The sequence below is a fragment of the Stutzerimonas stutzeri genome (assembly GCF_024448895.1).
Classification (GTDB): domain Bacteria; phylum Pseudomonadota; class Gammaproteobacteria; order Pseudomonadales; family Pseudomonadaceae; genus Stutzerimonas; species Stutzerimonas stutzeri_Q.
Window position 1 is genome coordinate 138,980 of sequence record NZ_JAMOIC010000007.1, and the last position, 17,206, is coordinate 156,185.

The window sequence follows — 17,206 nt, forward strand, 5'->3', positions numbered from 1 at the left end:
GTGTCCGCAAGGACACTAATCCGGCTTGAACGATGCGTCACATACTTCTCCTTACGGACTCTCGTGGGAACCATCATTGGGCTCCAGGCAACGCTGCAGCAGCTCAACCAGCCTAGCGCGCTCGACCGGCTTGACCAGGACGTCGTCGGCACCAGCCGCAACACTCTGGTCACGACCCTCCGAAAGGTCACCGACCACCAGCGCCACAATGGGTACCTGACAACCATAGTCGCTTCTCAACTGACGAATCAGTGAAGGGCCGCCATTATCCGGCACTGATATGTCAACCAATGCCAAATCAAACGCGTCTTCATCGAATCGTTCAAGTGCTTCGGAACGAGTGGTCGCTGGAACTACCTGCAGGCCCTGCTCATCGAGTAGTGCACTGATCGAGTAGATTGTCCGAACGTCGGAATCCACCAACAGTACGCGCTGACCCAGCAGAGGGTGCCCTACTTCCTCCATGCCCAACGCTACGGCCTTGACCGAGTTGGGCTTCAATGCATCTTCCATATGCTCCATTCCTTCTGTTTTTGACAACGCAACTGACGAATAGCGTTCAAGCCTCTGCAGATTCTTTTCCGACAGGGGCTCTCGGCTATTCAATACAACCCTGACATCCTTGAGTGCCCGCAGGCGGTCGAGTGCTTCGATCAGGTCCAGACCATCTTCTCCCGGCAGATCGAAATCGATGATCAGCACGGTGTAGCTATGTTCCGCATAAGCCAGCCTGGCTTCCTCACTACGCTGGCATTCGGTCACTCGATAGCCAAGCCGCTCGAAATACTCACGCAGCTGCCTGCGTCGCTCGGCGTCGGTCTCGACCAGTAGCAACCGAGTCGAGCTGTCTTCCTGCTTTGCCAGATCGACGAATAGCCGCTCCAGCTCGGATTGCGCGACCGGCTTGAGCAGGTAACGGGCGTCGTCGTCAGACCAGCCCTGCGGCTGCGGCACGCAGGAAATGATGTAGACCGGCATGTCCTGGTGGCGCGGGTCAGCGCGCAGCGCCCGGTGGACCTGCCAGCCGCTGATATCGGGAAGCAGAATATCGAGGATGACCGCCGCAAAACGCTCCTGGCCGAGCGCATCCAGGCCCTCCTGGCCGGTGCCGCAAATCACGCTGGAAAAACCGTGGGACTGTCCCACCTCGGCAACCACGGAAGCGAAGTCGGCATCATCCTCGACAATCAACAACGAGCCACCCTGCCCGCGCCGCTGCGATGGCCGCAGTGTCCGGACTTCAGTGGTAGCGGCCAGCTTCAACGGCAGGTCGACCGTGAAGCTCGAGCCTCTGCCGGGCGCGCTTTTAAGCCGAATGCCACCACCCAGGACTTCCGCCAATTGGCGCGCTATGGCCAGCCCGAGCCCTGTGCCGCCGTATTGCCGACTGATGGAACCGTCAATCTGCTGGAAGGCCTGGAAAATTCTTTCGTGCTGGTCCTCGGCGATGCCGATGCCGGTATCCATGACAGCGATCTGCAGCATGTCCTCGCTAATCGGTTGTACGCCAGGCACACGCGAGACATGGATATCGACAGAGCCTTGCTCGGTAAACTTCAGGGCGTTGGTGACGAGGTTACGCAAAATCTGCTGCAGCCTCGTCCTATCGCTGACCAGCGTCTCCGGGACATCCGCATCAATCCGCGACTTTAGGCTCAGCTCGTTCTGCCGGGCCATTGGTTCAAGGCTGGTGACCAACTCGGCCAGCAGCTCGGCGAGATTGAGCGGCTCCAGCTTGATCTGCATATGCCCGGCTTCGATCTTGGCCAGATCGAGGACGTCATTGATCAATTGCAGCAAATCGTGCCCGGCACGGTGAATGATGTCTGCATGCCTGACCTGTTTCTCGGTCAGGTTGCTGGCCGCGTTCTGCCGCAGCTGGTCACTCAGGATCAGGATACTGTTGAGCGGCGTGCGCAGCTCATGCGACATGTTGGCGAGGAACTCGGACTTGTAGCGATTGGCGACCATCAGCTCGTTCGCCTGATCACGCAGCCGCCGCTCTGCAGCCTTGCGGTTGCCGATATCGGTAACCACCGCCTGCACAAGTTGTTCATCGCCGCTGCGCAATGGCGAGATACCCACCTCGACCGGCAGCAGATGGCCATCTCGATGCCGCCCGAACAGCTCGCGGTTCTCACCCAGACGCCGAGGCTCGGGAGTTTGACCGAAGCGGTGGCGCACTTCGATGTAGGTCTTGCGCATCGACTCGGGGATCAACATTTCAACCGGCTGGTCCAGCAGCTCTTGGCGGCTATAGCCGAACAGCAGCTCGGTCTGGCGGTTGACCATCACGATCCGGCCATCATGATCGAATAGCAGGAAGGCATTGGGGGAGGCTTCGACTACATTGCGGAATCGCTCTTCGTCGCGCTTTCGCTGCTGCAGGTCGACCAGGTTAAGCAGGTGATGAACCGCTTTGTCACGCTTGAAACTGGTCAGGCTCAGCGCAACCGGGATGGGCGTTCCATCCTCCCGCAATGCCTGACTTTCATGATGATTGGTTTCCACGTTCGGTCCGGCGGCAGCGCCGTCCAGGGCACCTGGCACATAGCGACTGAGTCGCTCGCCAGCGAGCAGACCTGCACTGCTGCCCAACAGAGCGGCGGCACTCTGATTGGCCAGCTCGATTCGCCCCTGGTCATTACAAAGCACTGTCGCCACTGGAAGCTGCTCGATCAACTGACGGAACCAGGCTTCGCGCTCCTGAAGCTGAGCGCCCAGGGCCTGACTACCCCGCAGCGTGCGCTCGCGTAAAAACAGATAGCCGCCAATCAACATGGAAAACAATATCGCGGCAGTGAGCGCGGCTGCGAGATTGAACGCACGCCCTACCCTGTTCAGGATCGCCTCGTACTCTGGCGTGCTGGCGACTTCCAGCTGCCAGCTGCGACCATACATGTAGATGTTACGGGTGCGATGAAAGCCCGCGTCGGCGCTGACTGGCGCACGCCCAACCAGCAGCGGCTCGTCCGGTTCGGAGGCATCGAACAACTGAAGCTGAAACAGCTTGCTGCGCGAACCCAGTACACCTTCCATCAGATCCGTTAAACGGAAGGCGCCATGCAGCGTGCCAGCGAACGCACTTTGCCGCTCCTCGAGCGTCGTCACGGGCGATCCCGCGCGGTAGAGCGGTAGATAAAGCAGGATACCGACCTGAGCGTTCTGCTCGGTTTCCTGCTTGAGTCGCAGCGGGCCGGTAAGCATCGGCGTGCCAATGTTGCGTGCGGCTGTGATGGCTTCGCGGCGCGTTTCTTCGCTGAGCATGTCGAACCCGAGGACCCGGCGGTTGCGCCAGTCCAGGGGGTGTATGTAATCGGTGATCAGATATTCATCGCGATCGCCAGGCGGATACATGCGGAAATCGCCACGGTCGTTATCGCGGATATTTGCCAGCACCTCTTGCAGGTTTTCCGCGCGCGCGTAGCGTGCTAGCGAAATCGCCTGGATACCTGGATAGAAATCCTGAAGTTGAAGCTGATCGGAAGCCCGGTTCCAATCCTGAAGACTCACGGTATCGCTGCCGACGAAAAGCCCGGCCAGACCACGCAGGACCATTTCATAAGCGCGCATGCGCTCGCGCAGATTGTTTTCGACGTCATTAACGGCCAGGTTGAACCGCTGCGCCTGCTCGGCACGCACTCGCGCTTCCTGTACCTGCCATTGCCAGACGACCCATCCCCCGAGCCCGGCCATCAAGGCCAATGTCACTACCAATGGCAGCCAAGGCTTACGAGAATGGAGAGCGGAACGATCATCCATTCGACCTCCTCAGTGCCACAACATGGCGCGCTGTCACGAGTCTCAGAGTCGCGATTTTGCTAGAGGTTCAATGAAGGATCAGCAAAAGATATAAAGCTGGCGCCACAAAAATGGCAAAAGCGAGACCGTTGCGGTCTCGCCTGTTTCAATACCGCTTACAGAGGGCGCAGATTGATCTCGACGCGACGATTCTGTGCACGGCCAGAAGCTGTGTCATTGCTGGCGATCGGCTGACTTGGGCCGGCGCCGAACGACGAAATCCGCGAACCTGGTACGCCATTGCCTTCGAGATAGGCCGCGACGCTACGGGCACGACGGTTCGAAAGATCCTGGTTGAGTTGCTGGGAACCGGTGCTGTCCGTATGGCCGACAATGTCGATGCCATTCTTGTTGAATTCCTTGAAGACCTGAACCAACGAGTTGAGCGTTGGGTAGAAGCTGCTCGAGATATCCGCTGAGTTGCTTGGGAACGTAATGTTGCCCGGCATGATCAGCGTCAGGTTGTTGCCGTCGCGCTGAACCTGGACGCCCGTGCCCTGTAGGGTCTGACGCAGCTTGGCTTCCTGAGTGTCGACGTAGTAGCCGTAACCACCGCCGGCAGCGCCGCCAACGGTCGCGCCGATCAGTGCGCCTTTTGCCCGGTCTTTCTTGCTGGAGGTTGCAGCGCCAATCACCGCTCCACTGACCGCCCCGATACCGCCATAGATGCCGGCCTTGCCCGCTTCGCGTTCACCGGTATAGGGATTGTTGGTACAGCCCGCCAACAGAGCTAGGGTGGCGGCAACTGCGGTCAGGCTACTCATCTTCTTCATCGTTACTTCCTTTGATCTGCGGGACGCCAGCCTGTCGAACGACGTTCCACAGCTGGAATACCGCGACAGGTTAACACTCACCCGCATGCAGAACCGGAACGTGCCGACGAACCTGCAACGATTCCGCAAGTCACGAGGAGACCGCACCGCGTCGTTGCACGGAGTGGCGCGCCAGGTCTCGGGCGGAGTGGGTTAATCAAGCGATCCCGCCCCAAAAGCGAGGGCGGTCTACTCACCTCGTTTCCGGGGCATTCTGATCATGCGGGCGCCTCACCATCATCGATGGCGAGGCCGGTGAACGGGAGGCTGTCCTAGACTGAAGAAATTGCGCTATTGCCCTCGTCGAGCCAACGCGCGATGTCTACCCGAATGCGCTTTTTGTCGAGCTTGCCAACGCTAGTCTTTGGAATATCTTCAACCACGGCGATCTGCTGCGGGATAGCCCACTTGTTGATCTGCCCCTGCTCAACGGCGGGCTCTAGAAACGCCTGCAATGTCCGCGCGTCGAGTTGTTTGCCTTCGCTCAACACCAGCAAGGCGAATGGCCGCTCTCCCCAACGTTCGTCTGGTACACCTACCACAGCCACGTCACGCACGGCCTCGTGACGACTGATCAGGCCTTCGAGTGCCAGCGAGGAAACCCACTCACCTCCGGTCTTGATCACATCCTTGATACGGTCGCGGATGTCGATATTGCCCATCGCGTCGATGGTGGCCACGTCGCCGGTATGCAGCCATCCTCCAGCCCAGAGTTCTTCGCTTTTCTCCGGGTTGCCGGCATAGCCCTGGGTCAGCCAGGGTGCGCGCAGCACCAGCTCGCCCTGAGACGCACCATCAGAAGGCAGGAAACTGCCGTCCGGCGCCTGAATCGCCGCATCTACTAGGACTACGGGCACCCCGGCCTTGAGACGGTAATTCGTCTGTTCATCCTCGCTGGCATCGCGCAGCTCATCGTTGATATGGGCACCTGCGATCAAAGGACAGGTTTCCGACATCCCATATGCGGCGACCAGTTGCATGCCACTGGCGCGGGCCGATTCATACAGGCCGCGTGTCAGCGCGCTGCCACCGATGGTGATCTTCCAGCCATTGAAGTCGGTGCCCTGCGCCGCCTTCGCTTTGAGCAGCATCTGGACGATGGTTGGCACGCAATGGGAAAAGGTCACCTTTTCCCGACGCCATAGTTCGATCAACAGCTCGGGGTCGTAACGCCCCGGATAGACCTGCTTGAGGCCCATCATGGTTGCGACGTAGGGAAGGCCCCATGCGTGAACGTGAAACATCGGCGTGATGGGCATGTATACGTCGCCGGCTGCCATCAGCTGCGGGTTCTCGCGACACCCGACCGTGACCGCGCCAGCCAGTGTGTGCAAGACCAACTGCCGATGGGTGAAGTAGACCCCCTTGGGATCACCGGTCGTGCCGGTGGTGTAGAACGTGGTCGCTACTGAATTTTCATCGAAATCGGGAAAGTCGTACTGTGGATTCGCGGCAGCAAGCAGACTTTCGTATTCCCCGACACAGCTGGGTAGATCAGTGCTCTTCTCCTCGGCATCGGTGATCAGTAGCGTCTTGTCGACGGTGGTGAGCTGCCCGGCGATCGCCTGATACAGCGGCAAAAACTCACTGTTGACGAGGACGAATCGGTCCTCTGCGTGGTTCATGGTGTAAAGAATCTGGTCGGGGGATAGTCGTACGTTGATGGTGTGAACCACAGCCCCGATCATCGGAATCGCGAACATGCATTCCAGGTAGCGATGACTGTCCCAGTCCATCACCGCGACGGTGTCGCCGGCCTTGACGCCAGCATCGGTCAGCACATTGGCAAGACGGGCGATGCGCTCCCCAAGGGTGCGGTAGTCGTAACGTAGCTGGTCACGATAGACGATCTCGCGGGTGCGCTCGTAGCGCTGCCCCGACAACAACAGGCTCTTGATCAGCAGAGGATACTGGTAGGCATTGGCGGCGGGTTTGATCACACGTGTCTGCAACATATGGCTTCCTGTTATTGATGTTATGAGATGCACACCAGGCATGGGCGCGATTGCTCGCCGGGCCGGCCATACCGCTTTTTCGGACCGCTGGCGAGACAACTGTTCGATCGCCGACTGCTCACCACAAAGCGGCTAAGCGCCGAAGCGTCAGGCGATCTCGCTGACTGCCAGTCGAATTCCGAGCCCAATCAGCACGGCACCGGTAACCCTGTCGAACCAGTGCCCCATGCGGCTGAAACCGGCTCTTACACGCTCACGACTGAACAGCCAGGCCACCAGGCAGAACCAGAGGCCAGTGGCGAACGCCAGATATACCCCATAGCCCGCCTGAACCGCGAGCGGGGTATGGGGGTCGATAACAACCGTGAATAACGATAGAAAGAACAACGTTGCTTTTGGGTTAAGACCGTTGGTGACGAAGCCGATAGTGAACGCCCGCCGGGGCGACAGGTCTTCACTCGAGCCTGAGGGCGCAATATCGCCAACCGCGACGGGCTTGGCCCGCAGCGCCTGAAAGCCGAGGTAGAAGAGATAACCGGCTGCCAACCACTTGAAGAGGTTGAACAGCATGATCGACTGCGAGACGATCAGGCCAATGCCAAGCAACGAATAACCCACGTGCACCAGGATGCCACTGCCAACGCCTATGGCGGTCCAGCTGCCACTGCGCTGACCCCGTAACACGCTTTCCCGGACGACCACCGCAAAGTCCGGTCCCGGACTGGCGACGGCAAGCACATGTACCAGGGCCACGGTGAGAAATTCCATCCAGTACATCTCGACAACTCCGTATTTCCAGGGCGGGACGAACGCCCGCCGATTCGAATGAGTAAAGTCCATGAGCAATCGCCGCGCCGTATTCCTTGATCTATCTCCACTCGACCAGGGCGACCTGGACCTGACGCCACTGCACTCGGCATTCACTGAACTGGTCTGCTATGAACAGACCAGCGAATCGCAAATCATCGACCGACTGGAAGGTGCTCAGGTCGCAATCGTCAATAAGGTCGCCTTGAGCGCCGACGTGCTCGCCGCCTGCCCAGAGCTCAAGTTGATTCTGGTCGCTGCCACCGGCGTAAACAACATCGATCTTGAAGCTGCGAAAAAGCGCGGCATTGCAGTGTGCAACTGCCAGGCTTACGGCACCGCCACGGTGGCGCAACACACGATAATGCTACTACTCGCGCTTGCCACGCGACTCCCCGATTACCAGGGCGCCGTTGCACGCAGCCGCTGGCAGGAAAGCGGACAGTTCTGCCTGCTGGATTTCCCCATCGTCGAGCTGGCCGGCAAGACCCTTGGCGTCCTCGGCCATGGCGAGCTGGGCAGCGCGGCGGCCAAACTGGCTGAAGCGCTTGGTATGCGCGTAGTGACCGGCAATCTGCCGGGCCGTCCGCCACGCGAGGATCGCCTGGAGCTCGATGAGCTGTTACCGCAAGTTGACGCACTGACACTGCATTGCCCGCTTACCGAGCAGACGCGCAACCTCATCGGTGCACGGGAACTGCAGCTGATGAAGTCTTCGGCTTTCATCATCAATACTGCACGCGGCGGGCTGATCGATGAGCAGGCGCTGGCCGACACCTTGCGCAGTGGGCATCTGGGTGGCGCTGCAACCGATGTACTCACCAGCGAACCGCCGAGCAATGACAACCCCCTGCTGGCAGCGGACGTGCCGCGCCTGATCGTGACGCCGCACAGCGCCTGGGGCAGCCGCGAAGCACGTCAACGCATCGTCGGCCAGCTGTGCGAAAACGCCGAGGCCTTCTTCGCCGGCACACCGAAGCGCCAGGTCGGCTAACGCTTCTGCCGCCAGGCACAACGCTGATAAGCTCGCCAGCTTTTGCCCGGAGGCATCATGGATCCCCGAAGCGAAGTACTGCTGCGCCAGGCCGACCTATTCAGCGGCAACCTGTTGCTTGCCGGTCTGCCGGCCGACGATCTGCTTGGCAGGTTGCCCGACGCCGCTGGCTGGACCTGGCATGCCGGCGACCACCAGCGACTGCAGACGCGCTTCAGCGGCCGCTGCACGTTCGCCATCGAACCTCCTCCGGTTTTCGATACAGCCGTGCTGTTTTTACCCAAGTCACGGGAACTCACCGAGTATCTGCTGAACGCGCTGGCAGCCAGATTGGCAGGTGGCCTGCTCTATCTGGTAGGTGAAAAACGGGCCGGCATCGAACGAGCTGCTCGCCAGCTGGCGCCCTTTGGCGGGGCTCGCAAACTCGACAGTGCCCGCCATTGCCAGCTTTGGCAGGTCAGGGTGACGAACACGCCAGAGGTCCCCAACCTAGAGCAGCTCGCGCAACGATTCGAACTGGAACTGTCCGACGGGCCATTGCAGATCGTCAGCTTGCCAGGGGTATTCAGCCATGGCCGACTGGATCGCGGTACAGCCCTGCTCCTGGATCATCTCAATGAACTCCTGCCGGGGCGTCTGCTTGACTTCGGCTGTGGTGCCGGGATCATCGGTGCATCGCTGAAGCGGCGCTATCCCGAGAGCGAAGTGGTGATGCTGGATGTCGATGCCTTCGCGGTAGAGAGCAGCCGCATGACTTTGCTCGCAAATCAGCTGCAAGCTGAGGTCATCGCCGGAGACGGCATTGACGCCGCACCCGGTGATTGCGCCGCCATCGTCAGCAATCCGCCGTTTCATCAGGGCGTACATACTCATTACGAAGCCAGCGAAACCCTGCTGCAACGTGCGGCTACCCATCTTCGGCCTGGCGGAGAGCTGCGCCTGGTAGCCAATACGTTTCTTAAGTACCCACCACTCATAGAGGCCCACCTTGGCCGATGCGAGACGATGATCAGCGCAGACGGCTTTCGCATCTATCGCGCACAACGCACCTGAGCAGACCACAGCGCGACTTGCACAACGTGCTGCCCTTGGGCAAAATCGCGCCCGTCCTGGGGGAGTAGTCTCCGGCGAGCGCTCAGCTCGCCCGGCATGCGTCAACATACTTGGTCCACAGACCATGGTGCATGCGACCCGCGCGACCTGCCTGCAGCTCGCGCCCGGTTTGACAAGACCCATGACACGTACACCTGACCCGGGGCGGGCAGGCGGTGCGTGTCATGGTGATTAGTCGACCCGCCCCCGCAAGGAAGTCTGTTGGAATCGTTCTACATCCCCACCCTGATCGTTGCGCTCGCCGAGATTGGCGACAAGACGCAACTGCTCGCCCTGCTCCTGGCCGCGCGCTATCGACGTCCCGTCCCGATCATTCTCGGCATCGTGGTTGCGACCCTCGCCAATCACGCTGCTGCCGGTGCCGTTGGCAGCTGGGTCTCTTCCCTGGTATCTCCTGCGATATTGAGCTGGATACTGGCCGCCTCCTTTGCCGCGGTAGCCCTGTGGACGCTGGTACCGGACAAGCTGGAGGAAGAAGAAGCGTCACGGGGTCGCCGCTTCGGCCCTTTTGCCGCGACGCTGATTGCGTTTTTCCTGGCAGAAATGGGCGACAAGACCCAAGTCGCCACCGTCATGCTCGCCGCGCAATACCCTGATTTCATAATGGTGATCATCGGCTCGACACTGGGCATGCTGATCGCCAACGTGCCGGTGGTGCTGGCTGGCAACTTTGCCGCTGATCGAATGCCACTCACTCTGATTCGCCGAATCGCAGCCTTCGGCTTCGCGGCACTGGCGCTGTATGCCGTCTATCAGGCCTTGAGCTTGAGCGGCACGCTTCCAGTCTGATACACAGCGCAAATTGCCGCGCCAAGGGTGCTGTTAGAGTGCGCGCTCTACCGCATTCTGGCGGCACTCGAGGGGAGCAGGCGGCATGTCACCGGAGGAACGAAAACGGCGGGTTCAGCAGCATATCGATCTAAGCTGGAGCAAAGGTCGACTGGCACTGGCTGAACAGCTGCAGAGCCGTTACTTCAGCTACAGGAGTTCGTTCATTTCTCAGCCGGTAAACAGTGCCGGTTTTGGCCTGATCGTGCGGGAAATCCGTCAAGCCATCCCAGACCTGGAAGTCGCGGTGGATGAATGCCTGAGCGATGGCAACCGTGTGGTCACCTCGAGCACTCTGTTCGGAACCCTGGAGAAATCCGTGTTCGGCCTCGCGCCGAGCGGCAAGATCCTGACAGTCGCGGCGATGTCGATCTGGACGCTCAACCCGAGCGGCGACATCGAGGAAATCAACACCTTGTTCGACCTTGAAAGCGCCCGCAGTCAGCTGGGTCTGGAAAGCCCGATCCCGGTCACCTTGCCACCAACCTGACCGGCTGGTGGCATCGCAGCCCTCAGCGGCGCTGCTGGTACAGCGGCATCACCTTCGGGATGGTTTGCTGCAGGGCCTGGGTCCGACTACTTGACGAAGGGTGAGTGCTGAGGAATTCCGGTGGCGCCGAGCCACCCGCAGCGCCCATCTTCTGCCACAGACTCACCGCAGCATTGGGATTGTATCCTGCACGCGCCGACAGCTCCAGACCAATAAGGTCAGCCTCGTTTTCGTTGCTGCGGCTGTTGGGCAGCGTCATCAGATACTGCACGCCCATGTTGGCCAGCTGCAGGCTGCCGTCACCGATACCGACCGCGGAACCGATCTGCGTGGCCATTTGAACGCCATAGGCCTTGGACATCGCTTCACGGCCGTGCTCGCGCAAAGCATGAGCGATCTCGTGACCCATCACGGCGGCGATCTCGTCATCGGTCAGCTTCAGTTTTTCGATCAGCCCTGTGTAGAAGATGATCTTGCCTCCCGGTCCGCAGTTGGCATTCAACTCCGGGCTGTCGATCACGTTGACCTCCCAGGCCCACTGCGCCGCATCGGGACGGAATGCCGGCACCTCGGCTATCAGCCGCTGGGCGATGGTGTTGACACGCTTGGTCACCGCGCTGCTTTTCTCCAGCTCACCTTTCTTAGACGCTTCGCTCAGGGTCTGCTGGTAGGACTGGGCATACATCTGGTTGACCTGTTCGGTCGACAGCATGCTGAACATGTACTGCTTGCGCTCGACCCCGACTGCACCGCCGCTGGTGGTGTTGACGGCCTGACAACCTGCCAGCAGAGAGGCTGCCAGAAAAATAGCTAATGGATGCGGCTTGAGCATGTCGCGTCTCCCATGAATTCAGCGCCGTATGCTAGAGCCAGGCTGCGCGTCGGGCAACTGGCGTTGAAGTGCCGGGCCGCCGCATCTCGCGTGCTGAAACGCAACAACCAGAACTTCAGCCTGGATGATCAACCGAGAGTTCCCCAGGGCGCGGTCAGTTGACGGGTGTCAGGCACTCCGGCGCGTCCAGCTTGGGGTCATTCACGAATGTCGCCAGCGGGCGCTCACGCAGCACCGGCTGCGGTGCATTCAGCAACGACTGCAGTGTTTCCACCGGAGTTTGCGGGTCGAGCCAGGCGGCCATGGCAGCCTGGTCCAGCATCAGCGGCCTTCGCTGATTTGCAGCTGAACGCGTAACCACTGCCGCACTGAGGTAGGTACGGCCCTCCACCGGGTAGGCTTCCCAGATCGCAGCGAAATACATCAGCGAGTCTTCCGCCGTCATCCAGTAGGGACGCTTGCGCGCTGTGCCGCGCCATTCGTAGAAGCCATTGGCCGGCAACGCGCCTCGGCGCAGGCGAAAAGCGTCACGAAACATCGGTTGCTCGGCCAGCGTTTCGGCACGGGCCTGGGCGGGCGTTCTGGTGAAATCAGCGAGCCAGGGGGGAGTCAGCCCCCAGCGCACGTCGCTCAGCTGCAGCTCCTGCTCGACTTGTCGGAGCATCAGCACCGTCGCACCCGGCGCCAGACTCCAGTGAGGTTGTTGATCGGCAGGGAAACCGGGCAGAGCGGCGAAGGTGGGACTCCAACGGAACAGGGCATAACGGCCACACATAAACACTAAACTCATTTGAAAAGGGCCGGATTACCATTGCTGCACTCGCCGAGGCGATATCAGCAGATCAGTTCGCCAGGGTAACTTTCGGGTTCATCGCCAGGCAGCGGCTCGGCGCCATTGTACTCAGCGATCAGCTGCCGCGCGCGCTCGGCCTCCGTATCAGCCACCATCAGGCTGAGCAAGCCGGCAACGGGCAGTTCACCGACGGCGCCAATCAGGTGCCGTCCGTTGAGGTACACCTCGATGCCCTCTGCGACCAGCATGCCGCGCAGCATTTCCGCTTCGAGTAGATCCCGGGGCTCGTATATCCGCTGCATCTACTCATCCTCCCGCAGCACATCCAGCTGCCAGTCACAGCCATCGGTCCGCAGGTCGAAAACAATCGGCCGGCAGCACACCGAACAGTCTTCGATATAGCGCTGGTCGCCGCCACTCAGATCAAGCAGCGCCTCAACCACTTCGCCACAATAGGGGCATTGATAATCCTGTGATTCGAGCATCAGCGTCTCCTGCTTCACTTGCCGCTATAATCGCCGCCAGTCTGTTGAATCGGCCCGGCGAATTGCCTTCCGCGCTGCGGAGTCCGCCTGGCGCTACGCCGTGATTCGTCGCAGCTTGCGGCACCGTGTTGACTACAACTGCACAGACATCCAATTCGACCCGAAACCACCGGGGTTATTCAGTTGTTACCCTTACAGAGAGCATGATGGACGAATTCGAAGCCATCCGACCTTATGCCGACGCGGAAGTCCCTGCTGTGATGGCGCGACTGTTCGCTGATCGGGAATTTCTCGACATCCTGGCGCACTTCCGGTTTCCCCGGCTGGCCGGCCCGATGGGCTGGATGCTTAAACCTCTTATAGCTCAACGACTGCGCCGTGAGTTCGCCAGCATTCATTCGGTCGATACGCTGCAGGCGCGGATCGAGATGTACCTCGATCGCACCATCGAGCGTGCCACCGACGGCATCACCTATTCGGGGCTGGAGAAGCTGCAGCCCGGCTGTGCCTACCTGTTCATAGCGAATCATCGCGATATCGTAATGGACCCGGCCTTCGTCAACTACGCGCTGTATCAGACCAAGATGCGTACACCGCGTATCGCCATTGGCGACAATCTGCTGCAACGGCCTTTCGTCAGCGACCTGATGCGCCTGAACAAGAGCTTCATCGTTCGGCGCTCTGTTACTGGCCGCAGAGAGAAGCTCGCCGCTTATCAGGTCCTCTCCGCCTATATCAATCACTCGATTCGCAACGATGGCGAGTCGATCTGGATTGCCCAGGCCGAGGGCCGCGCCAAGGATGGAGACGACCGCACCGACTCGGCGATCCTGAAGATGCTGCACATGAGCCGCAAGGAAGAGCCCTTCGCAGATGCACTGGCGTCGCTAAGGCCGACACCCGTATCCATCAGCTATGAGTACGACCCATGCGATCAGGCCAAGGCTCGGGAACTCTATATTCGCGCCACGACCGGCGGCTACACCAAGGCCCCCGGTGAAGATGACACCAGCATCGCACTGGGGATAACAGGCTACAAAGGCCGGGTGCACGTCGGTTTTGGCAAACCAATCACCGAGGTGGCGGAGGATGCCAAGCAACTGGCAATCGATATCGACCAACAAATTCTCGGTGGCTATCGCCTGTTCCCGGTGAATTACCTGGCGTATCGGATCTGGGACGCTCGTGACCCGGAAATCACGATCCCCGATATCAGCGAGCTATTCACGCCGGCAGAGATCGAGCGGGCCGAAGCTGAATGGGGCAAGCGTCTGGCGGCATGCCCAAGCGTCCAGCAGCCTTATCTGATTCAGCAGTACGCTACACCGGTTCGTAATCAATACCGGTTGAAGGCTGGCCTGAGCCTCTGATCATTTGCAATCGCCCGGCGGCTAGACCAGCCGGGTGAGCGACGACAACAGCCAGGCCAGCGCAAGGCTGCCAAGGCCGAAGCCATAGAAGAAGCGATCGATGCGCTGAGTAGCTGCGCTGGGCGACCTGTCGATGGCGCCCTGGCCTCCAGCCAGTTGCCCCGCATGACTTGCGAGCTGCCGACGCCAGCGCGTTGCCAATAACAGCCAGCCGCCTCCCAGCGCTATCAGCAGCGCCATCGAATTGAGCAGCGAAGCGACATTCGCCAGCCCGGAAAAATCGATATTCAGTGACAACCGAACCTCCACGAACACTGAAAGCACAAGCTCGGCGGTGGGCGCCGATGCGGTTGCGGAGTCTATCGAAGCGCCGCGGCCAGCTCAGCCAAATTCCGACCAAACGAAGCGCAACAGACAGATGGCAATTTGCCGGGTATTTGCGCCATTTATGCAGATGGGCACCGTCTCGATTGTTGACTTATAGTCCCTCGCAGCTTCACCCTCGCCTTGTCTCGAACAACCGAAATAGAGCGTGCGCCTGGTTCGAACAACCAGGCGGGACTGCCGCGGACTCGGGCAAACGGCAACTTGTAATAGCTGCATCTCTGGCGTGATTACCGGGCTATCGGCCCGCCACCTTTCGTGGAAGTTGCCACTGGCAAGCGTCGCGCTTACGGCATCGCTAGCCGGTAATCCGTTACTAGATCAACAGGACCGAACAATGAATAAAAACAAGTTTAAGTCGGGGGCCCTCACACTCTCTTTGCTGGCAAGCGCCGTGCTGGCAAGTGGAGCCATGGCGGCAGTATCTGAATCGGAAGCAGCGAAGTTGGGCGACAGCCTGACTCCGATCGGCGCGGAGAAAGCCGGAAACGCCGCGGGTACTATCCCGGCCTGGACAGGTGGCCTGGCTGCGGACGCAGCAGCCGTCGGATCGGACGGCTTCGTCAGCGACCCCTACCCGGACGACAAGCCGAAATTCACCATCACCGCGCAGAACTATGAGCAGTACAAGGACAACCTGAGCCCTGGCCAGATCGCCATGCTCAAGCGCTATCCAGACACCTATCGCCTGCCCGTCTTCGAAACCCGTCGCAGTGCGGCGGTGCCTCAGCGCATCTACGAGGCCGCAGGCAAGAACGCCACACAAACCAAACTGGTCCGTGGCGGCAACGGTCTTGAGAACTTCGATACGGCCGTTGCCTTCCCGATTCCCCAGGACGGCATGGAAGTGATCTGGAACCACATTACCCGCTACCGGGGCGGTTCTGCCCGTCGCACCGTGGCACAAGCGACGCCACAGGTGAACGGCAGCTACAGCCTGGTCAAGTTCGTCGACGAAGTGGTCTATACCGATACCCTGACCGACTACAACCCCGAGAAGCACGGCAACGTGCTGTTCTACTTCAAGCAGCAGGTGACCGAGCCGTCGCGGCTGGCCGGCAACGTCCTACTGGTTCACGAGACCCTCGATCAGGTCAAAGAGCCGCGCATGGCTTGGATCTACAACGCTGGCCAACGACGCGTCCGCCGCGCGCCACAGGTGGCCTATGACGGCCCGGGTACTGCAGCAGATGGCCTGCGCACCTCTGACAATCTGGACATGTTCAACGGCGCGCCGGACCGTTATGACTGGAAGCTGGTGGGCAAGAAGGAAATGTACATTCCGTACAATGCCTATCGCCTGGACTCTCCACAGCTCAAGTACGACGACATCATCAAGGCCGGCCACATCAACCAGGATCTGACCCGTTACGAGCTGCACCGTGTATGGGAAGTCGAGGCAACGCTGAAGAAAGGCGAACGCCACATCTATGCCAAGCGTAACTTCTTCATCGATGAAGACACCTGGCAGGCTGCGGTGATCGACCACTACGACGGTCGCGACTCACTGTGGCGCGTGGCTGAAGCACACGCCGAGTACATCTACAACGACCAGGTGCCGCTGTATGCCATGGAAACGCTGTACGACCTGATCTCAGGCCGCTACCTGGTGATGGGCATGAAGAACGAGGAAAAGAACCCCTACACCTATAACTACAAGGCCAACTCCAACCAGTACACACCGGCCGCACTGCGTAACTCCGGCGTACGCTGAGTCCTTACCTTCGGCATTCACGTGCCGCGAACGCCCCGCATCGTCGGGGCGTTTTTATTGGTAGCCCGGACACCCACCGATCGCGGCACTGAGCGACGCCGGGCAGCAAAGGTGGATCGTTCTACGCAGCGCGGACCCTCACTCGCCTGGTTTCGATAGCCAGAAAAAAACCCGCACCAGGGTGCGGGTTCTTCTAACTGCCAGACGCTTGGCGCTACGCGTATTACTGCGACAGAACCTGACCGATGTTCTGATCACGGAAGGCGCGGCTCAATGCATCACTCAAGACATCGCTGACCAGCTTGGTGTTGGTCTGCTCGTTCGGCGCCATGCCGAAACGCTGATTCAGCGAAGCGCCGTAACGCCCCGTATAGCGACGACCGCCGTTTTGCACTTCAACGCGGAATGTCGCGCCAATGGTCGCCTCAGTGACATACAAGCCTTCCTTGGGCGACTGGTACTTAAGCTCGGCGAGCGTCAATGTCAGCTGCGGGGCGTTATAGGCGTTAGGCGAAGGGGTGAAACCAAGCAGACGGACAGCTGCCTCGGCTTGCGCCTGAAGCTTGGGCACCACTCTGTCTTTCGGGACGATCACGGCGCTGGTCTCAGGATAAAGACCACCGCGCGTGCCCAGCGTTGGAGAGGAGCGACCATCCACAACCCTGACCGATACAGGCTGACCCTGGCCAACGGGATTGATGGTGCCATCGATTTTTGGATTGGGGTCTAACTGCTGAGGGCTGTGAGCACAACCGGCCAGAGCCAGGGCCGATACGGCGGCAAGACTGAACAACAGGCGTTTCAGCATGCTGTCTTTCTCCAGATCAA

16 protein-coding genes and 1 riboswitch are annotated in these 17,206 nt (G+C 60.0%); of the genes, 6 read left to right on the top strand and 10 right to left on the bottom strand.

Annotation, left to right across the window (positions count from 1 at the left end):
* Positions 1 to 51: 51 nt before the first annotated feature.
* From NA619_RS10975 to NA619_RS10990, 4 genes are all read right to left on the bottom strand, one after another.
* The gene (locus NA619_RS10975) at positions 52 to 3,762 is read right to left on the bottom strand and encodes a CHASE domain-containing protein (RefSeq protein WP_255961904.1); all 3,711 of its coding nucleotides are present in this window, start codon (positions 3,760 to 3,762) and stop codon (positions 52 to 54) included.
* A gap of 155 nt (positions 3,763 to 3,917) precedes the next feature.
* Positions 3,918 to 4,574 carry an OmpA family protein gene (locus tag NA619_RS10980; protein WP_255961905.1) on the bottom strand — a complete coding sequence of 219 codons (657 nt, stop codon included), beginning with the start codon at positions 4,572 to 4,574 and terminating at the stop codon, positions 3,918 to 3,920.
* A gap of 311 nt (positions 4,575 to 4,885) precedes the next feature.
* Positions 4,886 to 6,568, bottom strand: a complete 1,683-nt coding sequence (locus NA619_RS10985) for a fatty acid--CoA ligase (protein WP_255961906.1) — start codon at positions 6,566 to 6,568, stop codon at positions 4,886 to 4,888.
* A 147-nt stretch (positions 6,569 to 6,715) separates the two neighbouring features.
* On the bottom strand, positions 6,716 to 7,345 hold the full coding sequence (locus tag NA619_RS10990; protein ID WP_255962007.1) for a LysE family transporter: 630 nt from the start codon (positions 7,343 to 7,345) through the stop codon (positions 6,716 to 6,718).
* A gap of 61 nt (positions 7,346 to 7,406) precedes the next feature.
* On the opposite strand from NA619_RS10990, the gene NA619_RS10995 reads away from it, so the two are divergent.
* The 4 genes from NA619_RS10995 to NA619_RS11010 all read left to right on the top strand — a co-directional run bounded on the left by NA619_RS10995 (position 7,407) and on the right by NA619_RS11010 (position 10,800).
* Entirely contained in the window at positions 7,407 to 8,369 is a 963-nt protein-coding gene (locus NA619_RS10995; RefSeq protein WP_255961907.1) for a 2-hydroxyacid dehydrogenase, read from the top strand.
* Positions 8,370 to 8,426: 57 nt separating this feature from the next.
* Positions 8,427 to 9,422, top strand: a complete 996-nt coding sequence (locus tag NA619_RS11000; protein WP_255961908.1) for a class I SAM-dependent methyltransferase — start codon at positions 8,427 to 8,429, stop codon at positions 9,420 to 9,422.
* Positions 9,423 to 9,469: 47 nt separating this feature from the next.
* Positions 9,470 to 9,586, top strand: a riboswitch (yybP-ykoY riboswitch).
* Positions 9,587 to 9,683: 97 nt separating this feature from the next.
* Positions 9,684 to 10,271 (top strand): TMEM165/GDT1 family protein, encoded by a 588-nt coding sequence (locus NA619_RS11005; RefSeq protein WP_255961909.1) that lies wholly within the window; start codon positions 9,684 to 9,686, stop codon positions 10,269 to 10,271.
* 85 nt (positions 10,272 to 10,356) lie between these two features.
* A complete protein-coding gene (locus tag NA619_RS11010; protein WP_255961910.1) occupies positions 10,357 to 10,800 on the top strand; it encodes an ester cyclase in 444 nt (147 codons plus the stop codon).
* Between the two features lie 22 nt (positions 10,801 to 10,822).
* On the opposite strand, the gene NA619_RS11015 is transcribed toward NA619_RS11010, so the two are convergent.
* From NA619_RS11015 to NA619_RS11030, 4 genes are all read right to left on the bottom strand, one after another.
* Positions 10,823 to 11,632, bottom strand: a complete 810-nt coding sequence (locus NA619_RS11015) for a M48 family metallopeptidase (RefSeq protein WP_255961911.1) — start codon at positions 11,630 to 11,632, stop codon at positions 10,823 to 10,825.
* A 154-nt stretch (positions 11,633 to 11,786) separates the two neighbouring features.
* Positions 11,787 to 12,407, bottom strand: coding sequence for an SOS response-associated peptidase (locus NA619_RS11020; RefSeq protein ID WP_255962008.1), 621 nt, complete (start codon positions 12,405 to 12,407; stop codon positions 11,787 to 11,789).
* 59 nt (positions 12,408 to 12,466) lie between these two features.
* Positions 12,467 to 12,727 carry a DUF2007 domain-containing protein gene (locus NA619_RS11025; protein WP_255961912.1) on the bottom strand — a complete coding sequence of 87 codons (261 nt, stop codon included), beginning with the start codon at positions 12,725 to 12,727 and terminating at the stop codon, positions 12,467 to 12,469.
* Complete coding sequence (locus NA619_RS11030) at positions 12,728 to 12,910, bottom strand: CPXCG motif-containing cysteine-rich protein (protein WP_255961913.1); 183 nt, start codon at positions 12,908 to 12,910, stop codon at positions 12,728 to 12,730. It lies immediately after the preceding gene.
* 206 nt (positions 12,911 to 13,116) lie between these two features.
* Here NA619_RS11030 and NA619_RS11035 point away from each other — a divergent pair, with 206 nt between their 5' ends.
* Positions 13,117 to 14,280, top strand: coding sequence for a 1-acyl-sn-glycerol-3-phosphate acyltransferase (locus NA619_RS11035; protein WP_255961914.1), 1,164 nt, complete (start codon positions 13,117 to 13,119; stop codon positions 14,278 to 14,280).
* A gap of 21 nt (positions 14,281 to 14,301) precedes the next feature.
* Here the strand turns inward: NA619_RS11035 and NA619_RS11040 are convergent, their stop codons facing one another.
* On the bottom strand, positions 14,302 to 14,577 hold the full coding sequence (locus NA619_RS11040) for a hypothetical protein (RefSeq protein WP_255961915.1): 276 nt from the start codon (positions 14,575 to 14,577) through the stop codon (positions 14,302 to 14,304).
* Between the two features lie 424 nt (positions 14,578 to 15,001).
* Here NA619_RS11040 and NA619_RS11045 point away from each other — a divergent pair, with 424 nt between their 5' ends.
* The gene (locus NA619_RS11045; protein WP_255961916.1) at positions 15,002 to 16,378 is read left to right on the top strand and encodes a DUF1329 domain-containing protein; all 1,377 of its coding nucleotides are present in this window, start codon (positions 15,002 to 15,004) and stop codon (positions 16,376 to 16,378) included.
* 223 nt (positions 16,379 to 16,601) lie between these two features.
* On the opposite strand, the gene NA619_RS11050 is transcribed toward NA619_RS11045, so the two are convergent.
* A complete protein-coding gene (locus tag NA619_RS11050; RefSeq protein ID WP_255961917.1) occupies positions 16,602 to 17,186 on the bottom strand; it encodes a YajG family lipoprotein in 585 nt (194 codons plus the stop codon).
* Positions 17,187 to 17,206: the final 20 nt, after the last annotated feature.

Excerpts from the sequence above, each read along its gene's own strand:
- NA619_RS10975 (WP_255961904.1), bottom strand. The coding sequence starts at position 3,762 with ATGGATGATCGTTCCGCTCTCCATTCTCGTAAGCCTTGGCTGCCATTG.
- NA619_RS10980 (WP_255961905.1), bottom strand. The coding sequence starts at position 4,574 with ATGAAGAAGATGAGTAGCCTGACCGCAGTTGCCGCCACCCTAGCTCTG.
- NA619_RS10985 (WP_255961906.1), bottom strand. The coding sequence starts at position 6,568 with ATGTTGCAGACACGTGTGATCAAACCCGCCGCCAATGCCTACCAGTAT.
- NA619_RS10990 (WP_255962007.1), bottom strand. The coding sequence starts at position 7,345 with ATGTACTGGATGGAATTTCTCACCGTGGCCCTGGTACATGTGCTTGCC.
- NA619_RS10995 (WP_255961907.1), top strand. The coding sequence starts at position 7,407 with ATGAGCAATCGCCGCGCCGTATTCCTTGATCTATCTCCACTCGACCAG.
- NA619_RS11000 (WP_255961908.1), top strand. The coding sequence starts at position 8,427 with ATGGATCCCCGAAGCGAAGTACTGCTGCGCCAGGCCGACCTATTCAGC.
- NA619_RS11010 (WP_255961910.1), top strand. The coding sequence starts at position 10,357 with ATGTCACCGGAGGAACGAAAACGGCGGGTTCAGCAGCATATCGATCTA.
- NA619_RS11015 (WP_255961911.1), bottom strand. The coding sequence starts at position 11,632 with ATGCTCAAGCCGCATCCATTAGCTATTTTTCTGGCAGCCTCTCTGCTG.
- NA619_RS11020 (WP_255962008.1), bottom strand. The coding sequence starts at position 12,407 with ATGTGTGGCCGTTATGCCCTGTTCCGTTGGAGTCCCACCTTCGCCGCT.
- NA619_RS11025 (WP_255961912.1), bottom strand. The coding sequence starts at position 12,727 with ATGCAGCGGATATACGAGCCCCGGGATCTACTCGAAGCGGAAATGCTG.
- NA619_RS11030 (WP_255961913.1), bottom strand. The coding sequence starts at position 12,910 with ATGCTCGAATCACAGGATTATCAATGCCCCTATTGTGGCGAAGTGGTT.
- NA619_RS11035 (WP_255961914.1), top strand. The coding sequence starts at position 13,117 with ATGGACGAATTCGAAGCCATCCGACCTTATGCCGACGCGGAAGTCCCT.
- NA619_RS11045 (WP_255961916.1), top strand. The coding sequence starts at position 15,002 with ATGAATAAAAACAAGTTTAAGTCGGGGGCCCTCACACTCTCTTTGCTG.
- NA619_RS11050 (WP_255961917.1), bottom strand. The coding sequence starts at position 17,186 with ATGCTGAAACGCCTGTTGTTCAGTCTTGCCGCCGTATCGGCCCTGGCT.